Annotated in this window: 16 protein-coding genes; all 16 read right to left on the minus strand. The window is 38.4% G+C overall.

The window, feature by feature from the left end; genetic code table 11:
* Window positions 1-414 precede the first annotated feature (414 nt).
* The 16 genes from spoVS to AC58NB_RS03155 all read right to left on the minus strand — a co-directional run bounded on the left by spoVS (window position 415) and on the right by AC58NB_RS03155 (window position 18076).
* Window positions 415-675: a stage V sporulation protein SpoVS gene (gene spoVS / locus AC58NB_RS03080; RefSeq protein ID WP_029281188.1), complete on the minus strand. Its 261-nt coding sequence runs from the start codon at window positions 673-675 to the stop codon at window positions 415-417.
* Between the two features lie 135 nt (window positions 676-810).
* Window positions 811-1608: a 2',3'-cyclic-nucleotide 2'-phosphodiesterase gene (gene ymdB / locus AC58NB_RS03085; RefSeq protein ID WP_497425352.1), complete on the minus strand. Its 798-nt coding sequence runs from the start codon at window positions 1606-1608 to the stop codon at window positions 811-813.
* 118 nt (window positions 1609-1726) lie between these two features.
* Window positions 1727-3286, minus strand: coding sequence for a ribonuclease Y (gene rny / locus AC58NB_RS03090; RefSeq protein ID WP_497425353.1), 1560 nt, complete (start codon window positions 3284-3286; stop codon window positions 1727-1729).
* A gap of 317 nt (window positions 3287-3603) precedes the next feature.
* Complete coding sequence (recA, locus tag AC58NB_RS03095; protein ID WP_497425354.1) at window positions 3604-4647, minus strand: recombinase RecA; 1044 nt, start codon at window positions 4645-4647, stop codon at window positions 3604-3606.
* A gap of 264 nt (window positions 4648-4911) precedes the next feature.
* Entirely contained in the window at window positions 4912-6159 is a 1248-nt protein-coding gene (locus AC58NB_RS03100) for a competence/damage-inducible protein A (RefSeq protein ID WP_497425355.1), read from the minus strand.
* A 43-nt stretch (window positions 6160-6202) separates the two neighbouring features.
* Window positions 6203-6781, minus strand: a complete 579-nt coding sequence (gene pgsA / locus AC58NB_RS03105; RefSeq protein ID WP_497425356.1) for a CDP-diacylglycerol--glycerol-3-phosphate 3-phosphatidyltransferase — start codon at window positions 6779-6781, stop codon at window positions 6203-6205.
* Between the two features lie 81 nt (window positions 6782-6862).
* A complete protein-coding gene (locus AC58NB_RS03110) occupies window positions 6863-7747 on the minus strand; it encodes a helix-turn-helix domain-containing protein (RefSeq protein WP_497425357.1) in 885 nt (294 codons plus the stop codon).
* An 18-nt stretch (window positions 7748-7765) separates the two neighbouring features.
* On the minus strand, window positions 7766-8560 hold the full coding sequence (locus tag AC58NB_RS03115; protein ID WP_497425358.1) for a DUF3388 domain-containing protein: 795 nt from the start codon (window positions 8558-8560) through the stop codon (window positions 7766-7768).
* A 115-nt stretch (window positions 8561-8675) separates the two neighbouring features.
* Complete coding sequence (gene ymfI, locus AC58NB_RS03120) at window positions 8676-9401, minus strand: elongation factor P 5-aminopentanone reductase (protein WP_497425359.1); 726 nt, start codon at window positions 9399-9401, stop codon at window positions 8676-8678.
* Window positions 9402-9658: 257 nt separating this feature from the next.
* Window positions 9659-10945, minus strand: coding sequence for an EF-P 5-aminopentanol modification-associated protein YfmH (gene yfmH, locus AC58NB_RS03125; RefSeq protein WP_497425360.1), 1287 nt, complete (start codon window positions 10943-10945; stop codon window positions 9659-9661).
* A complete protein-coding gene (gene yfmF / locus AC58NB_RS03130) occupies window positions 10945-12222 on the minus strand; it encodes an EF-P 5-aminopentanol modification-associated protein YfmF (protein ID WP_497425361.1) in 1278 nt (425 codons plus the stop codon). The genes yfmH and yfmF overlap by 1 nt, the downstream gene beginning before the upstream one ends.
* A gap of 266 nt (window positions 12223-12488) precedes the next feature.
* On the minus strand, window positions 12489-13448 hold the full coding sequence (locus tag AC58NB_RS03135) for an ABC transporter permease (protein WP_497425362.1): 960 nt from the start codon (window positions 13446-13448) through the stop codon (window positions 12489-12491).
* A complete protein-coding gene (locus AC58NB_RS03140; protein ID WP_497425363.1) occupies window positions 13449-14501 on the minus strand; it encodes an ABC transporter permease in 1053 nt (350 codons plus the stop codon).
* The gene (locus AC58NB_RS03145) at window positions 14494-16029 is read right to left on the minus strand and encodes an ABC transporter ATP-binding protein (protein ID WP_497425364.1); all 1536 of its coding nucleotides are present in this window, start codon (window positions 16027-16029) and stop codon (window positions 14494-14496) included. Before AC58NB_RS03145 ends, AC58NB_RS03140 begins: the two co-directional genes overlap by 8 nt.
* A gap of 180 nt (window positions 16030-16209) precedes the next feature.
* Complete coding sequence (locus AC58NB_RS03150; RefSeq protein WP_497425365.1) at window positions 16210-17298, minus strand: BMP family lipoprotein; 1089 nt, start codon at window positions 17296-17298, stop codon at window positions 16210-16212.
* A gap of 52 nt (window positions 17299-17350) precedes the next feature.
* On the minus strand, window positions 17351-18076 hold the full coding sequence (locus tag AC58NB_RS03155; RefSeq protein ID WP_497425366.1) for a GntR family transcriptional regulator: 726 nt from the start codon (window positions 18074-18076) through the stop codon (window positions 17351-17353).
* Window positions 18077-18235 lie beyond the last annotated feature (159 nt).

Consider the following 18235-nt stretch of genomic DNA (forward strand, 5'->3'; position numbering starts at 1 on the left):
AATCTCAGGTTATTTAATCACTTCATCCCTCTTTATCTCTATTACATTTTTAACTTCAGCAAATCGCCGTCTATGACGTCACAGAACCATATTTAAACTCTTTTCTGTTTCCCTCGCTTTAAAGGTTTGTTTACAAGCATGTCTATTAGGTTACCTTTGGCATGTAATTTGGTCATAAAAAAATATCCACGATGGCATATGCTGCGTCAAAGCGGATAAATGGATGTACACTTGCCAGTATAAAAAGGAAGATATTGTGCTCCTCATATATTGATTGCATTCAAACCCGTTCTGTCACCTCCGTTTCCTTAAATTCCCCAAACTAAACTGGCTCTTAAATTGAACAAAATGGAGCATCCTCCTAATCGGACAGTATCTTCCGATCATTCCCTGAGAGTCAGCTCCAATTTCATACTACCGTGGTTCTATAATTAGTTTTATGGCGGTACGTTCCTCACCATCAATTAAGATATCTGTAAAAGCCGGAATGCAAATAAGATCTACCCCACTCGGCGCTACGAACCCTCTGGCAATCGCTACAGCTTTTACCGCTTGGTTTAATGCGCCAGCACCAATTGCCTGAATTTCTGCAGCTCCTCTTTCTCTTAATACACCCGCCAGCGCTCCAGCCACAGAGTTGGGATTAGATTTTGCTGAAACCTTTAATATTTCCATTTCTGGTCCTCCTCATCTTATTCCAAGACATGTCCCCTAGTGAGTATGCTTTTTCTGTTAACTATATTCATTATGAAGAAAAGATATACCATACAAAAAAGCCAACCCCTAACAGGTTGGCTCTTTTGGTCCTATTTAATTGAAAAATGGATGGTCCTCATTTATTAATATTCTTTCGGTTTTTAACGCTTTACCGGTTTTAGGATCTAAATCAATGATTAAACCGCTAAGAACTGCTCGCCCTTCTTTTGGAACTTCAAATCGTACAGGCAGGCTCGTTAAGAATTTTTTTATAACTGCATCTCTTTCCATTCCAAGAATACCATCATATGGCCCTGTCATTCCTACATCGGACATATAGGCAGTTCCTTTAGGTAGAATCCGATTATCAGCTGTTTGAACATGTGTATGAGTTCCTACTACAGCAGATACTCTTCCATCTAAATACCAGCCCATCGCTTGTTTTTCACTAGTTGCTTCTGCATGCATATCAACAAATATGAATGGTGTTCGCTTGCTTGCCTCTTCTACCAATTTATCCGCACATAAAAATGGATCATCAAGTGCAGGCATAAAGGTTCTGCCCTGTAAGTTAATGACAGCCAGTTCAAATTGATTCATCTTAACAAATGAAAGACCCTTACCTGGTGTACTGTCTGGGAAATTTCCAGGACGCACTAAGTATTTAGCATCCTCTATAAATTCAAAAATATCACGATTGTCCCAGGAATGATTACCAAGCGTAATAATATTAGCTCCATACTCAAGTAATTCTTTATAAATTTTTTGAGTAATCCCTCTCCCAGCTGCTGCATTTTCTCCATTAATGATGACAAACTGTGGTCTATATTTTTCTTTTAGTTTGCCTAAATATTCTTTCACCATAGCTCTTCCGGGTGAACCTACAATATCCCCGATAAATAATAATCTCATTTTCGTGTTCCTTTCTATACAAACAATCCAAGATTAATTTTGTCCATTTTACCCATTTATCATATGAATATGAAAATGGGAGTTCTAAAAAAAAATAAAGCGGTGAAGAAACACCGCTTTATTTTGCATATTCAACTGCTCTGGTCTCACGAATAACCGTTACTTTAATATGTCCCGGATAATCCAGTTCATCTTCAATACGTTTTCTGATATCTCTAGCCAGTCGGTGTGCCTCTAAATCATCAATACTTTCAGGCTTAACAATGATACGGACTTCGCGTCCAGCCTGGATTGCAAAGGATTTTTCAACACCCTCATAGGATTCAGAAATATCTTCAAGTTTTTCTAGGCGACGTATATAGTTTTCAAGCGTTTCACTTCTGGCACCAGGTCGAGCCGCTGAAAGAGCATCTGCCGCAGCTACCAGAATGGCAATTATGGATTTTGGCTCAGTGTCTCCATGATGGGAAGCAATACTATTAATAACAACTGGATGTTCCTTGTACTTAGTAGCAAGTTCCACCCCTATTTCCACATGGCTTCCTTCAACTTCATGATCGATAGCTTTACCGATATCATGCAATAGTCCAGCTCGCTTCGCCAACGTAATATCTTGGCCAAGCTCTGCTGCCATCAATCCTGATAAATAGGCTACCTCCATAGAATGCTTAAGCACATTTTGTCCATAGCTTGTTCTGTATCTTAAGCGACCAAGGATTTTTATCAAATCTGGGTGTAAGCCATGAACCCCAACTTCAAATGTTGTTTGCTCACCGATTTCCCGGATATGCTCATCAACTTCCCTTCTTGCCTTGTCAACCATTTCTTCAATACGAGCTGGATGAATACGTCCATCTTGTACAAGTTTTTCCAGGGCAAGTCTCGCAGTTTCACGTCTAATTGGATCAAATCCAGATAAAATGACGGCTTCCGGAGTATCATCGATGATTAGATCAATTCCTGTCAACGTCTCAAGTGTTCGAATATTACGTCCTTCACGACCGATAATTCGACCTTTCATCTCATCATTAGGAAGATTGACGACAGAAACAGTCGTTTCGGCCACATGATCTGCTGCACAACGTTGAATCGCAAGTGACAAGATTTCACGTGCCTTTTTGTCCGCTTCTTCCTTCGCTCGGTTATCGCTCTCTTTCATCATGATTGCAATATCATGTGAAAGCTCGTTCTCAACACGATCAAGGATAATGGCTTTTGCCTCTTCTCTAGTTAGGCTAGAAATACGTTCAAGTTCAGAACTTTGAGCTTGAATTATCTCGTCCACTTTGCTTTCCATCTGTTCAATATGCTGTTGTCTTTGGTTTAGAGAATCTTCTTTCTTTTCCAATAAAGTCTCACGTTTATCCTGTGAGTCTGCTTTACGGTCAAGATTCTCTTCTTTTTGTAAAATTCGATTTTCCTGTCTCTGCAATTCAGTTCGTCGATCACGAACCTCCTTTTCAGCATCAGTCCGAAGCTTATGAATCTCATCCTTTGCTTCTAAAAGGGATTCCTTTTTCAAGGCGTCCGCTTCCCGCTTTGCGTCTTCAATGATTTTTTCAGCCGCATTCGTTGCGCCGGATATCTTAGATTCCGCTATAGATCTTCTTAACAAATAGCCAACAACTGCACCAACAATTAGGCCAAGCAAAATGGAGATGATAGTGATTGGATCCATCATTACACCTCCTCTTGCTATTAAATTTTTTAATCTCTTTTACTACATTGTTTTCAATTCTGGCATGTACATCATCTAAAAATATACAGCACAATCGCTTTTGGGCATGTCATAAAAAAAGATATTAATACATATCTATTGTAAAGTTATGAAAATTTGTTGTCAAGAGCTAGTCCTGACGCTCTTTTCCTCGTTTTCAAAAATACAGACAAATATATACGTATCATAAAAAATAATGAAAAGATTCCTGAGCAGTTCAACGTGATTTAAGAAAAAAAGCAAACCTATAAATGCAGGTTTGCCCGGTAGAATTATACTTATTCAGGTAAATCCAATTCATCCATGTCTTCTACTGGATTTACAGCTTGAACTTCCCCATTTAATCCATATGCCGAACGAATTTTCATAGAAATCTCATCACGGACATCCGGATTTTCTCTTAAGAACAGTTTGGCATTCTCTCGGCCTTGGCCCAAGCGCTCTCCATTATAAGAATACCAGGAACCACTCTTTTCGATCACGTCTAATTCAGAACCAATGTCGATGATTTCACCTTCTTTAGAAATACCTTCACCGTACATAATATCCACTTCAGCCACTTTGAATGGCGGAGCCACTTTATTTTTAACAACTTTTATTTTAGTTCTATTACCTACAATATCATTTCCTTGTTTCAATTGTTCCGCGCGTCTTACTTCAAGACGAATGGTAGAATAGAACTTAAGCGCACGACCACCTGGAGTTGTTTCTGGATTACCAAACATAACACCAATCTTCTCACGGATTTGGTTAATAAAGATTGCAATTGTGTTAGATTTATTAATGGATCCAGAAAGTTTACGAAGAGCCTGGGACATTAAACGAGCCTGTAAGCCCATATGAGAATCTCCCATTTCACCTTCAATCTCAGCTTTTGGCACTAATGCCGCCACTGAATCGACAACAATAATATCAACTGCACCGCTTCGTACAAGCGCTTCAGCAATCTCTAATCCCTGTTCACCAGTATCGGGCTGGGAAAGTAGTAATTCATCTATATTTACGCCAAGCTTTTGTGCATATGCCGGATCTAAAGCATGTTCTGCATCAATAAAGGCTGCTTGTCCACCCTTTGCTTGTACTTCTGCAATCGCATGTAAAGCGACTGTCGTTTTACCGGAACTCTCCGGTCCATAAATCTCAATTATTCTTCCTCTTGGATATCCACCTACACCTAGGGCTGAATCTAGCATAAGAGAACCACTTGGAATTGTGGAAACCTTTCTGTCTGCTCTTTCACCGAGCTTCATTACTGAACCTTTACCAAATTGTTTTTCAATTTGTTTTAGCGCCATATCCAGCGCAGCCTGACGTTCACTCACAGTTTATTTCCTCCCCATATCTATATAAAAAACATAACTTGTACAATTAAGAACTTATCTATACTATACCTCATTCAGTCGGATTTGCCAAGCAAAAAAGCGAACATTTATTCGCCTTGTTTTTTTATCATTTATTCGTCAATTTAAATGAATACCTTAAGTAAACCGATTACTTCAAACAATAAATCGTATAAAACTGAAATTATTGCTATTTTATAAACAATAAAACACCCCAACTATTTTTCTAGTTGGGGAGGGAATTTGTTATGCATACAAATCTCTCAGCTTGTGTATAAGAAAATGGCAGCCATACTTCATACTTCTAACTCGATTCACTTCACGCATTCCGCCTAAATCTAATCTCTTAGCGTATGTTTTCTGACCAGCTATAGCTATACCAATATAAACAGTCCCTACCGGATGACCTTCTAATTCGTCTGGTCCAGCTACACCGGTAAAGCTTATCCCGATATCAGATTGCAGTTGGGCTTTAATATTGTCAGCCATCTCAATAGCACATTGCTCACTGACAACTCCATATTGATCTATGGTCGATTGTTCTACTTTTAGCAGCTTTTTCTTAGCTTCATTCGTATAAACAACAATACCGCCTTTAAGAATTAACCCTGCTCCCTGAATATCCGTCATTTTTTCTTGAAACATTCCACCAGTTAAGCTTTCAGCTGCCGAGATTGTAAGTTCATTTTCTTTTAAAAGATTAATAAGTTCATTCATGATGGTTGTATCATCATATCCATAAAAATATTCGCCCACACGTGAGAGAATTTTCTCTTCCGCCTCTTTTAATAGTTTGTCAGCCTCAGCAGTTGATTCATGCTTAGCAGTAATTCGAAGAGTCACTTCTCCATCTGATGCCAGCGGTGCTATAGTCGGATTACTTTGTTGATCCAGCAAATCCTCAATCTCTGTTTCGAGCTGTGATTCTCCTATACCAAAGAAACGTAGTACTCTTGAATCAATGCGTTCAACCCGGTCCATTAATCGTAATAGATAGGGAATGGTATAATCTTGATGCATTGGCTTCATCTCACTCGGGGGCCCAGGCAAAAGAATATGAAGAATATCTCCATGAGACACAGCCATTCCAGGAGCCATCCCATTATGATTATGGAAAACTTCTGATCCTTCAATAACCAGTGCCTGCTTTCGATTGTTTTCTGTCATAACCCGATTTATTTTTTTAAAATAATCTTCAATGTTTTCCATTGCTTTTTGATCTGTTATTAACGTTTTACCGATATGAGAGGCCACAACTTCTTTTGTTATATCATCCTTCGTTGGTCCCAAACCACCGGTATAAATAATAAGATCTGCCCGGGATTCTGCAATTTCAATTGCTTTTTCCAATCGGGAAGGATTATCACCTACCACAGTATGGTAATATACGTTAACACCTATCTCTGCCAAGCTTTTCGAAATAAATTGAGCATTTGTATTGGCAATCTGCCCAAGCAATAATTCAGAGCCAACTGCTATTAGTTCCGCATTCATTCTGTCACCCGCCAATTTAAAAAGTTATATACGAATGATACCCTTATTTCGAGTTTAAAAACGCGTGTTTATTTTTAACAAAGTAATCCCAACCAGACCAAAGAGTAAAGAATAGCGCTACATATAATGCTAGATCAGCAAACGGGAAATTAATCCATGCGAATGGCAGGTTATGTAATAATAACGCGGATATAGCAATAATCTGAGTCCAGGTTTTAATTTTCCCCAATTGGTTTGCGGCTACAACTTCACCCTCACCGGCCAAAACAAGACGCAGACCTGTTACCGCAAATTCACGGCTGATTATTAAAATAACGATCCAGGCAGAAGCAAGATTTAATTCTACAAGAACAATTAATGCCGCAGAAACAAGCAATTTATCTGCCAGCGGATCAAGAAATTTCCCTAAGGTTGTAACCAAATTATGCTTTCTTGCATAATAACCATCAATCCAATCCGTCGTGGATGCAATGATAAATAGAATGGCTCCAACAAAATGAGAAATTGGCAGTTCCTCACCATTTATTACCCATGTTCCCCAATCAATGGATGGCAGCATGATAATCACAAATAAAGGTATCATGCATATTCTGGAAATTGTTATTTTATTCGGTAAATTCACAAGATGTTCCTCACTTTACTATAAATTTTATTATGTAGAAAGAAATAGGAGAGAAGGCCATCCACTGATGACCTTCCACCCTTACTCCTTCGTGTAATCAATCGTTATGTTTTGGACAATGGAATCACTTTCATATTCCAGTTTTTCATCATTAACAATCACTTCTGTGTCTGTTGTTCTGCCGATATTCAGTACGATTTGATTATCATTAGTTAGGTCAAAGTCTTGGCTTTCCCCTTCTTTAAGCATTCCATTAAAGAGATTTTCTCCTTTGGAATTTTTAACGGAGATCCAAGTTTCGCCCGTCGATTTTACAGAAACCTTGAATTCATCTGCATTATTCAATTGGAATGTAGTGTTTTTTCCATTAGCAGAGGTAACTTCCAAACCAGCAGAAGCTTTTTCTTCTGTTTCTTCCTCAGATTTGTCAGCTGCACTTTCTTTTTCTGGCTCTGTATCTTCTTTCTCTTGAGTGGCTTCCTCTTCTTTTGGAGTTGTAGGTTCGCCCTGTTCTAATTGTACAGGGTCGCTACCTTGATTAGCAGTACCCGGATCATCATTATTACCTATTGCTTTTGCTACATAATAATAGATAATAGCGGCAACCGCGACAAGAAATACACCAATCAAAATTTTAGGAAGTAAATCCAACCACTTGGAATTCTGCACAGGCAATGTTTTTTTGGTTTGCACCCTGGATAAATTTTGGGGCATCTCATCCTGCTGTACAACTGTAGGGATATCAGGCTGGTGCTGTGCAAAAAGCTCTTCTGCATCCAGTCCAACCGCTTCAGCATATTGTTTAATGAATGCTCTGACATAGAATTTACCAGGCATCATTTCATAATTGCCCTCTTCTATACCCACAAGATAACGTTTTTGTATTTTTGTTAATTGTTGAAGGTCATCCAGTGTTAATCCTTTGGACTCTCTGGCTTCCTTTAGTACTTTTCCTAATTCCGTCATTTAAACACCTTCTAATCACTAAAAATCAAACGATCCAAATTCGGATCCTCCAAATAAAGAGGATTGCTGGTCTACTGCTTCATATGTGATCTCTTCGTTCGGGTCATTTCGTAGTTCAATAATATAATCAAAGTCGTCCATTGTATACTCTGAGTTTTCCACAAACACATCGGGATGCTCTACCACCTTAATGGAATCAAGCCTCATAATCTCCCGGACCAACTGCCAGTGTTTTTCGCTGGCTCTTCGTGTTGATACAATTCCATCGAGAATAAACAAATTGTTTTCATTGTATTCGTCTTCAATTAGTTGGTTTCGAACAGTCTGTTTTAAAAGAGTCGAGGAAACAAATAACCAACGCTTATTCGCACATACACTTGCTGCTACGATCGATTCCGTTTTACCTACCCTGGGCATGCCCCTGATTCCTATTAATTTATGACCTTCCTGCTTAAAGAGCTCAGCCATAAAATCAACGAGAAGCCCAAGATCTTCCCTTACAAATCGAAAGGTCTTTCGATCATCTGCGTCTCTTTGTATATAACGCCCATGTCTGACTGCTAACCGATCTCTTAATTTTGGCTCTCTAAGTTTTGTTACTTTTATCGTATCCATTGTTTGAAGAATTGATTCGAGACGTTCAATTTGGCGATTATCCTTTGCCAAAAGAAGCAGGCCTCTTCTTCCTTCATCTACACCATTTATGGTTACGATATTGATGGAGAGCATTCCTAACAAAGAAGAAATATCACCCAATAAACCGGGACGGTTACTTTTAATTTCATATTCAAAATACCATTCCTTCTTGTCCATTCCTTACCCTCCCAAGAAAAACATTTGACAAATTCCTTCAATATTTTCCCTATGTCTTATCATATATGATTTCCATACGAGTGAAAAGCAAAATACATAATGTATTAGTAAATACTTAGGTATTCCAACCGCCATTCACGCTGATAATCTGTCCTGTTATATAACTGGAGTCTTCTGAGAGAATAAAGGAGACCACTCCTGAGATTTCACTCGGCAATCCCAAGCGTCCCATTGGAATTTCTTCTTCCAATTCTCTTAGCTCTTCAGATTCAAACCTTTCAAGCATGGGTGTGGCTATTGCCCCTGGTGATACGGCATTCACTCGAATTCCCGATGGCGCAAGTTCTTTAGCAAGAGCCTTGACGAAGGAATTTTGTCCACCCTTTACCATTGAATACAAAACTTCGCATGAAGCTCCTACTTCTCCCCAAATAGATGTTATGGCAATGATATTGCCTTCTTTTTTGTTTATAAGCTTCTGAATTAGACCCTTTGTTAATAAAAAGGGAGATGTAATATGTAATGCTACCATTTGTTTGGCACGTTCATCACTTATATCTGTAATTAAGCCAAAATGACTGTCTCCGCTGTTTAAAATGATCGTATCAATTTCGTCAATTTCGTCTAAAATATCTTGATGGCCGCTGTCTTTACTTAAATCAGCCTGAATTACTTTTGTCTGGATGGGAAATAGCTTTAATTCTTCCAGTAATGACGTAATTCCCTTAACATTACGGTGATAATGAAGATATAAGTTCCAACCCTCTGATGCCATCCGTAATGCAATAGCACGGCCGATTCCTCCACTTGCTCCCGTAATTAGTGCATATTTTCCATTCATGATAAAAACCCCTTGCTCAAATTAACACCTACAATACTTTTCATTATAAAGGTTGTTCTTCAAAAGGAAAACCATCAAATGAAAATAGTCAATTGTTTCTAAGGAAGCTTTTTTCATTATAAAAATCGCTGCTTAACAACTTACTCTTTAAAGATCGACACATTACCCCATTTCATCTGTTTATGCTTTCCCGATTCAGTAAACATTTAGAAAGCAAAGAAAAAGAGCCAAAACCATTACGGTCCGGCTCTATTCATTCAAGATGGCAAAATTTGAAACACTGACATTCGATCTTCATCTATTAACTCTTGTACCGCCTTATTCACTTCATCAAATGTTAGAGATTCCAAAACAGTTACGACATCAAATAACTTCATATCATTAAATGCATAGCGAGTAAATTGATTGGCGATTGATTCTGGTGAATTTAAAGATCTCAGAAATGCACCAATCTTTTTCTTACGAACAGAATTCAGCTTTTCCTCAGTTAGAATCTCTCCATTACGAGCTTTAATGAGTATATTTTTTAATTCACTCTCTAATTGATCGGGTTTATCAGTATCACTGCCAACCATTCCAAATCCAAACCCAAATTCCTGCGTATAATCATAGAAGAATGAATGGTCAATGAAACCCTCAGTATAAAGTTTCTCGTAATATTCGGAGCTTTTCCCAAAAGTCATATCAAGGAAAAGGTTGATAGATAACTCTTGTTTTAATAAATCAATACCTTGGAGAGTTGGATTATTAGCTTTTAATCCAACCACACACTTAGGTGATTGGACATGCATATTTATTGTACGTTTTTTTGTTGCTACCCCAACAGGTTCTTCCTCAAATTTCCGGCTGATGTCTCCACGATTACCGAAGTCTTTTTTAGCCTGGTTATCACGTACCTGTTTCATAATGACTTCTGGATCCTCAGGTCCTGTAATAAATAAAAGCATATTGCTTGGGTGATAAAATGCATTATAGCATTGGTAAAGTAATTCTTTTGTAATCCCTGCGATCGACTCCACTGTACCTGCAATATCAATTTTCACAGGGTGATTGTGATATAAATTTTCTATAATCCCGAAATACAATCTCCAATCAGCATTATCATCGTACATGGTAATTTCTTGGCCAATGATTCCTTTTTCCTTCTCTACACTCTTATCCGAGAAATATGGTTCCTGAACAAAATCAATCAGTGTCTCTAAATTTTTCTGTACATCAGTTGTGCTGGAAAAAAGATACGCTGTGCGTGTAAAAGATGTAAAGGCATTAGCTGCCGCTCCTTGCTTGCTGAACTGTTGAAATACATCGCCATCTTCTTTTTCAAACAGTTTATGTTCAAGGAAATGGGCAATGCCATCTGGTACTCTCGAATAGTCTTCTGCTCCAGGTTCTTTAAAATGATTATCAATTGATCCATATTTCGTTGTAAATGTGGCATACGTCTTATTGAAGCCTTTTTTCGGAAGAATATATACAGATAAACCATTATCCATTTTTTCAAAATATAGCTCTTCCTGAAGTTGATCAAATAGTTGCTTCTCCATTACTCTGCCACCTCTTCTCCGCTTAAGAAATAGATTGTATCCATCTGAATTTTTTCTCCACAAGCTATGATTTCTTCTTTTGTTACCTCATCAATCGCTGACAACCAATCATCCAAAGATTTTTGGAAATCGGCAACCACATTATGATATAAAACTTCTGTTAAACCACGGGACGTATCAATTGTTTCAAGCAATTGATTTTTAATGATAGCTTTTGTTTGCTCCATTTCCTGATCCGTAAAATCGCCTTTTTTCATAGCTTCCATTTGTTCTTTTATAATCGTTACCGCCTGGTCATAGTTTTTATTATCTATGCCTGACATAACCATCAAAAGACCCTTATGGCTTTCAAGACGCGATGCTGCATAATAGGCCAAGCTTGCTTTTTCACGAACGTTTATGAAAAGCTTGGAGTGTGAAAAAGCACCAAAAATCCCATTAAACATTTGCAGAGCAAAATAATCGGGGTCACCATACGTAATATTTGTTCGATAACCAATATTCAGCTTGCCCTGTTTGATGTCCTGTATTTCTTTTAGTTCTTTCACTTCATGGATTTCATATTTACTATGCACAACACGTTCTGGCCTTCTCTCTGCAAACTGAAAATAATGCGCAGATAGTTGGGCAACACGATCTTCATCCAAATCACCAATCACATAAAGGTCAAGTTCATCTTCCTCGAATGCTTTTTTGTAATATTGGTACAAGCTTTCAGGGCTGATTTCATCCACTACATTTAATATCCCGTTCGCTTCCAGGCGATAATTTTCTTCCAGGCACATTTCCTGAGTTAACCGTAAAGAAGAATAACGCATCTTATCGTCATATACAGCCTGAAGCCTTTGTTTCAATGCACGCTTTTCCTTTGTAACTGTGTCCGCATCAAAAGCATCCCCCTGTATGTTCGGATTAATCAAAACATCATGTAAGAGCTTAAATGCTTGTTCCAATAGGGGCTCCGGCTTAGATAAAAAGCGTTCATTTACCATTTCCATTTGAAAACTCATAATATGATATTCGCCTTTTTTACTAACATCCGTAAAAAGACTTGCTCCATATAATTGATCAAGATGGGCCCGAAACGCTGTGGATGTTGGATAAGCAGCTGTATTACTTTGCAGAACATTGGGTAACAATGCCCTATATGTAACGGTTTCTTCCTTTAAAGGTGCTTTCATCTTCCAAACAAGTGTTGTAGTTTTAAATTTCTTTGTTGGTACAAAATGAACGGTAACGCCTGCTTGTTTTATTTTAATCTCATCAATAACTGCCATAAAAGTAGACCTCCCTTTACTCAATATTATGCGGGTTCTTATCCATATTGTTCGTCTCAAGGATTTTTTTTAAACCTTTAGTTTGAATATACAGGTTAAATGGAAGGTAAATCAAGGAACTGACCCTGTCCCTATTCTGATCTTTTCAAATTGTAATGCAGAGATAGATGCAGATTCACTTGTGCGGTATTCTATTTGATAAAAAAAGACAAGTGCTGCGTGAACCAGCACTTGTCTCTTATGAAAAACCTGATAAATTTATTTTTTTATCGTTTTCCTTTGATATATGGTGTTCCGGATGCTTTTGGTGCATCGGCACGTCCAATAAATCCTGTTAAAGCCAATATTGTTAATACATACGGCAAGATCAACATATAAACATTTGGAATGTCACTAAAGAATGGAAGCATTGAGCTTACAATACTTAAACATTGTGCAAATCCAAAGAATAATGCTGCCCCCATGGCTCCGATTGGATGCCATTTTCCAAAGATCATAGCGGCTATCGCCATGAACCCTTGTCCGGAGATTGTCGCATGTGTAAAATCTAAAGCAATCGTTGAAGCATAGATCGCTCCACCCAATGCTCCTAAAATCCCACTTAAAATTACTCCAATATAGCGCATTCTATTGACGTTAATCCCCATTGTGTCAGCGGCCATTGGATGCTCACCAACTGAACGAAGACGCAGACCAAATGGTGTTTTATAGATTACGTACCAGCAAATCACCGCAACGATGATAGCTAGGATTGAGGTATAGTGCAAATCTGAGAATAGAATTTTACCCAATACAGGGATATCACTCAGTACCGGTATTTCAACGCTGTAAAATGGTTCGGAAATTTTTTCTGTTTGTCCTTTACCGTATACTAATTTTACAAGGAACATACAAGCTCCGAGTGCCAACATGTTAATGGCTACACCACTGACTGTTTGGTCAGCCCGGAAGGATATGGATGCTACTGCATGCAATAGTGAAAAGATTCCGCCTACTACCATGGCAACAACTAATGAAATCCAAGGAGTCCATCCACCAAATGTATCCGCGAATGATAAGTTGAATATAATACTCGTAAAAGCACCAACTACCATTAAACCTTCCAACCCAATATTTACTACACCAGAACGCTCAGAAAACACTCCACCGAGGGCAGTTAAAATTAGTGGTGAGGCGTATACAAGTGTAGATGGAACAAGTATCGCTAGTATCTCTATAAAACTCACTTATTCCACCCCCTTTTTCTTGCTAAACTTTCTCAGTACGAGACGAATAATATAGCTGGATGCAACAAAGAAAATAATTAAAGCGATAACTACATCAATAATTTCAGTTGGTATTCCAGTTTCCATTGGCATATTCAATGAACCATATTTCAATCCACCAAATAAGAAAGCAGCAAGCACAACACCAATCGCTGTATTAGCACCAAGCAGCGCTACTGCGATTCCATCAAAACCAACTCCAGTATGTGCTCCTTTTACACCAATATATTCAAATGTCCCCAAGCCTTCCATAGCTCCAGCAAGACCAGCAAAAGCACCGGAAATCAGCATGGCATATACAATATTTCGATCAACACTGATACCTGCATATTTAGAAGCATGCTGATTGAACCCAACAGCTTTTAATTCGTAGCCTCTTGTTGTTTTCTCTAATAAAAACCACATGATGATTGCTCCGGCAATGGCAACCGCGATCCCCCAGTGCAATCTCGAGTTCATCGTCATCTCTGCTAAAAAGTCTGAACGGAAAGATGCTGATGGTGCAATCTTTTCTGTTTTATCCATGTTATCTGTTAGACCATAAGAGATAATATAATTAACAACATGTAGTGAAATATAGTTCATCATTATCGTTGTAATAACTTCATGGACTCGGAATTTAGCTTTTAATAGACCAGGAATGAATGCCCATAAAGCACCGGCTATTGCAGCAACAATTACAGCAAGCGGTAAATGGATGATTTTAGGTAAGTCAGTGAAAAGTGTACCAATCCATACAGCACCTAACCATCCCATTAAAAACTGGCCTTCAACACCAATATTAAAAAGTCCTGTCCTGAACGCAAAGGCAACCGCTAAACCTGCCAATATATAAGGGCTGACCTGACGAATCGTCTCACCTATTGCATAGGAATCCATAAAAATTCCATTCCATAAGGCTCCATAACCGGCTATCGGATCATAGCCACTGGCCCACATCACGATAGCACCCGCGATTAAACCAAGCAAGACAGCTATAACAGGGATTAATAAATTCGATAATTTTTTATACATTAGCCTCATTCCCCGCTTCCTTAACCTTACTTCCTGCCATTAATAATCCCAGTTCCTGTTCAGTCGTTTTCTTAGGATCAACAATTGCAACAATAGAACCTTCATATATAACAGCAATACGGTCACTTACATTTAAAATTTCATCAAGCTCAAATGATATAAGCAATACAGCTTTCCCTTGATCACGTTGCTCAATCAAACGTCTGTGAATGAACTCAATAGCCCCTACATCAAGGCCCCTTGTTGGCTGGGCCGCAATTAGTAGATCGGGATTACGATCTATTTCACGGGCAATTATAGCTTTCTGCTGGTTTCCTCCAGATAAAGCTCTGGCAGGAGTATACTCACTTGGAGTACGTACATCAAACTCTTCAATTAGCTTACGAGCCTTATTAAAGATATTTTTATTATTTAAGACTCCCCATTTTGAAAACGGTTGCTGATAATAGGTTTGCAAAACCATATTTTCACCAATTGAATAATCAAGTACAAGACCGTATTTATGTCGATCCTGAGGGATATGCCCAATTCCGGTTTCCGTGATTTTCCTTGGTTTTTTTCTTTGTATTTCAGCCCCATTTATCAAGATTGTACCGGATTCCGATTTTTTTAGGCCTGTGATTGCTTCAATTAACTCCGTTTGCCCGTTTCCATCTACACCTGCAATCCCTAAGATTTCACCTGCACGAACAGACAGATTAAGCTTACGAATAGCTTCAACTCCACGGGAATCCTTTACAACCAGATCATGTATATTTAATACATCTTTACCTGGGTTTGCATCCTGTTTTTCAGTTGTAAAAACGACTTCACGGCCTACCATTAAACTAGCCAATTCATTTGGGTTTGTTTCGCTGACATTTACGGTGCCAATTCCTTTACCTTTGCGTATAACAGTACAACGGTCACAAACTTCCATAATCTCTTTCAGTTTGTGGGTAATCAGGATAATTGATTTACCTTCAGCTATCAGATTTTGCATAATTTGTATTAACTCCTTGATTTCCTGTGGTGTTAATACGGCTGTAGGTTCATCAAAAATAAGAATATCGGCTCCACGGTACAGCGTTTTAAGTATTTCAACCCTCTGCTGCATACCTACTGAAATATCAGATATCTTGGCATCGGGGTCAATTTTCAAACCATATCGCTCAGATAGCTGTCTAACTTCTTGCGCAGCCTCTTTTAAATCAATTGATCCACCTTTGGTAGGCTCCTTACCAAGAATAATATTTTCGGTTACTGTGAACGTATCAACAAGCATGAAATGCTGATGCACCATTCCTATGCCCAAGTCATTTGCAATATTTGGGCTTGTAATTTTTACTTCCTTACCATTTACACGGATTTCTCCTTGTTCTGGCTGGTAAAGACCGAACAAAACATTCATTAACGTGGATTTCCCTGCACCATTTTCCCCCAACAACGCATGAATCTCACCTTTTTTTAATTGTAAGGTAATATCATCATTTGCTACGATGCCTGGGAACTCTTTACGGATGTGCAACATCTCAATAACATAGTCCACAGTTTTTCACTCCTTTTCCAGAGAAAATTCATAAGTAAGATGACAAAAGAAAAGTTGCCAATCTTATTGTGCAACCTTTCCTTTACCATATTGCTCAGAGGTCTGATGTCAGACTGACATAGGCCCGGGTAAATTGTAAGGGATAAGAAATGTAATCCTCATCCCTTACTTAAGAATGGCTTATTTTTTCAAGAATGTTTTTAAATCTTCACGAGTGGATGGTACTTTAATCTCTCCACTCTTGATTTTTTCTTTATATTCAGCAACTTTTGTTAGAATTTCTTCTGACAAGTTTTCTTGTGAAGGTGCAATATCTACTGCGTCATTTTCCAGACCAAATTCAACATTTTCTCCACCAGGGAATTTTCCGTCTTTTGCAAGAGTGGATACTTCCTGAACAGCTAAATCAACTCGTTTAATCATGGATGTTAATGTAATGTTTTTATCTGTACCTGGAACATCACCTAAGGCAGCTTGATCAGAGTCAACCCCTATAACCCAGATTTCTTTGCTTGGATCATTTTTCGTAATGTTAACTGCTTCTGTAAATACACCTTTACCTGTACCGCCGGCAGCATGATAGATAATATCAGTACCGGATTTATACATTGCTTGTGCAGTTGCTTTGCCAATATCCGCTTTATTAAAATCACCAGCATATTTAACCTGGACATCTGCATCAGGTTTTACTGATTTAACACCGGCAATAAATCCGGTTTCGAATTTTTTTATAAGTTCACTTTCGACTCCACCAATAAAACCTATTTTATTGGTTTTTGTTTGCATCGCGGCAACTACACCCACCAAGAAGGAGCCTTCATGCTCTTTGAATGTGATACTTGCCACGTTATCACCTTCTACAACAGCGTCAATTAACGCGAATTGGCTCTTAGGATTTTGCTCGGCAACTTCTGTAATAGAGTCAGATAGTAAGAAACCTACCCCATAAATAAGGTCAAATTTTTGGCGAACTAGCTGATTCAAGTTAGTAGTGTAATCAGCATCAGATTTGGACTGAAGGTAATCGTAACCATTTTTGCCTTTTTCAAGATTGTTATCTTTCCCGAATTGTTGTATACCTACCCAAGCAGATTGGTTAAAAGATTTATCATCAACTCCGCCTGTATCCGTTACCATAGCAATTGTGAAATTATCCTTGCTGTTACTTTCACCGCCGCTTTTCGTCTCTTCTTTATTTCCGCAAGCCCCCATGATTGTGCCCGCAGCCAGAACAAGTGACAATGCCAAACCTAATTTGCGCTTCTTCAAGGTCTTAACCCCCTATAGTTTTTTGGCAGTAGGTCTCTTTTTTGCGCATGAATTATATTCTTTTGCGCAAAATATGAAAGCGAAATGTATCCGCTTTAAAGAAGTTGGCCGAGTAAAGATATGGTTTGTCCTTACTATCATAGTGAGTTTGTTTAAGTAAAAGCAGAGCAGTGTCCGATTTGCAATTTAAAATAGGAGAAATCTTCTCGTGATAACCATGTGGTTCAATATCAGCCACAGCGTATGTAATTTGTATACCCGCATTTTTTTCCAAGACATGAAGTAATGATTCCTCTTGGTAAAGAGACGGATCTGGTAACACACGTACGGGTATCTTGTCCAAACAATAAACGACAGGTTCTCCATTAGCGGTTCTGACTCGCTCGATTACTAAAAACTGATCCTCAATTTGACAGTCAAACCTTCGCATATCTTCTTCCGTTGCACGCTCTATGAATGAGTTTAAAAAAATCGTACCTGGTTTCATGTTGGCTTCGCGGATCATATCTGTCACACTCTTTAATTGTTCAATTCCCGAAGAGAATACAGGAGTGGAATTCACAAAAGTACCTACCCCATGCCTGCGTGTAATTAAATTATCTTCTTCCAAAATTCTGAGTGCTTCCCTTAATGTCGCTCTGCTCACACCGAGTAATTTGGCCCATACAGACTCAGATGGCAATTTTTCATGCTCTTTATAGACACCGGTTCTTATGTCCTGTCTAATCTTGTCGATTACTTGCAGATATAATTGTCGGTTGTCTTGTCTGATCGGCATACTCTTTTCCCCCAAGAAACTCCATTTCTCATTCTATTGATGTAATCTACTAACCACTCATAATTTATCATGTATTTCCAAAGAAATAAATAGGTATTCACAAAATTATCATTTTTTGTAAGCGTTGCCTTATCCGTTTTTTACCAATATTATCGTTTA

The organism is Pradoshia sp. TA40_28 (assembly GCF_059694525.1).

Coding starts and splice junctions, on each gene's coding strand:
- spoVS (WP_029281188.1), bottom strand. CDS start 675: ATGGAAATATTAAAGGTTTCAGCAAAATCTAATCCCAACTCTGTGGCT.
- ymdB (WP_497425352.1), bottom strand. CDS start 1,608: ATGAGATTATTATTTATCGGGGATATTGTAGGTTCACCCGGAAGAGCT.
- rny (WP_497425353.1), bottom strand. CDS start 3,286: ATGGATCCAATCACTATCATCTCCATTTTGCTTGGCCTAATTGTTGGT.
- AC58NB_RS03100 (WP_497425355.1), bottom strand. CDS start 6,159: ATGAATGCGGAACTAATAGCAGTTGGCTCTGAATTATTGCTTGGGCAG.
- AC58NB_RS03110 (WP_497425357.1), bottom strand. CDS start 7,747: ATGACGGAATTAGGAAAAGTACTAAAGGAAGCCAGAGAGTCCAAAGGA.
- AC58NB_RS03115 (WP_497425358.1), bottom strand. CDS start 8,560: ATGGACAAGAAGGAATGGTATTTTGAATATGAAATTAAAAGTAACCGT.
- ymfI (WP_497425359.1), bottom strand. CDS start 9,401: ATGAATGGAAAATATGCACTAATTACGGGAGCAAGTGGAGGAATCGGC.
- yfmH (WP_497425360.1), bottom strand. CDS start 10,945: ATGGAGAAGCAACTATTTGATCAACTTCAGGAAGAGCTATATTTTGAA.
- yfmF (WP_497425361.1), bottom strand. CDS start 12,222: ATGGCAGTTATTGATGAGATTAAAATAAAACAAGCAGGCGTTACCGTT.
- AC58NB_RS03140 (WP_497425363.1), bottom strand. CDS start 14,501: ATGTATAAAAAATTATCGAATTTATTAATCCCTGTTATAGCTGTCTTG.
- AC58NB_RS03155 (WP_497425366.1), bottom strand. CDS start 18,076: ATGCCGATCAGACAAGACAACCGACAATTATATCTGCAAGTAATCGAC.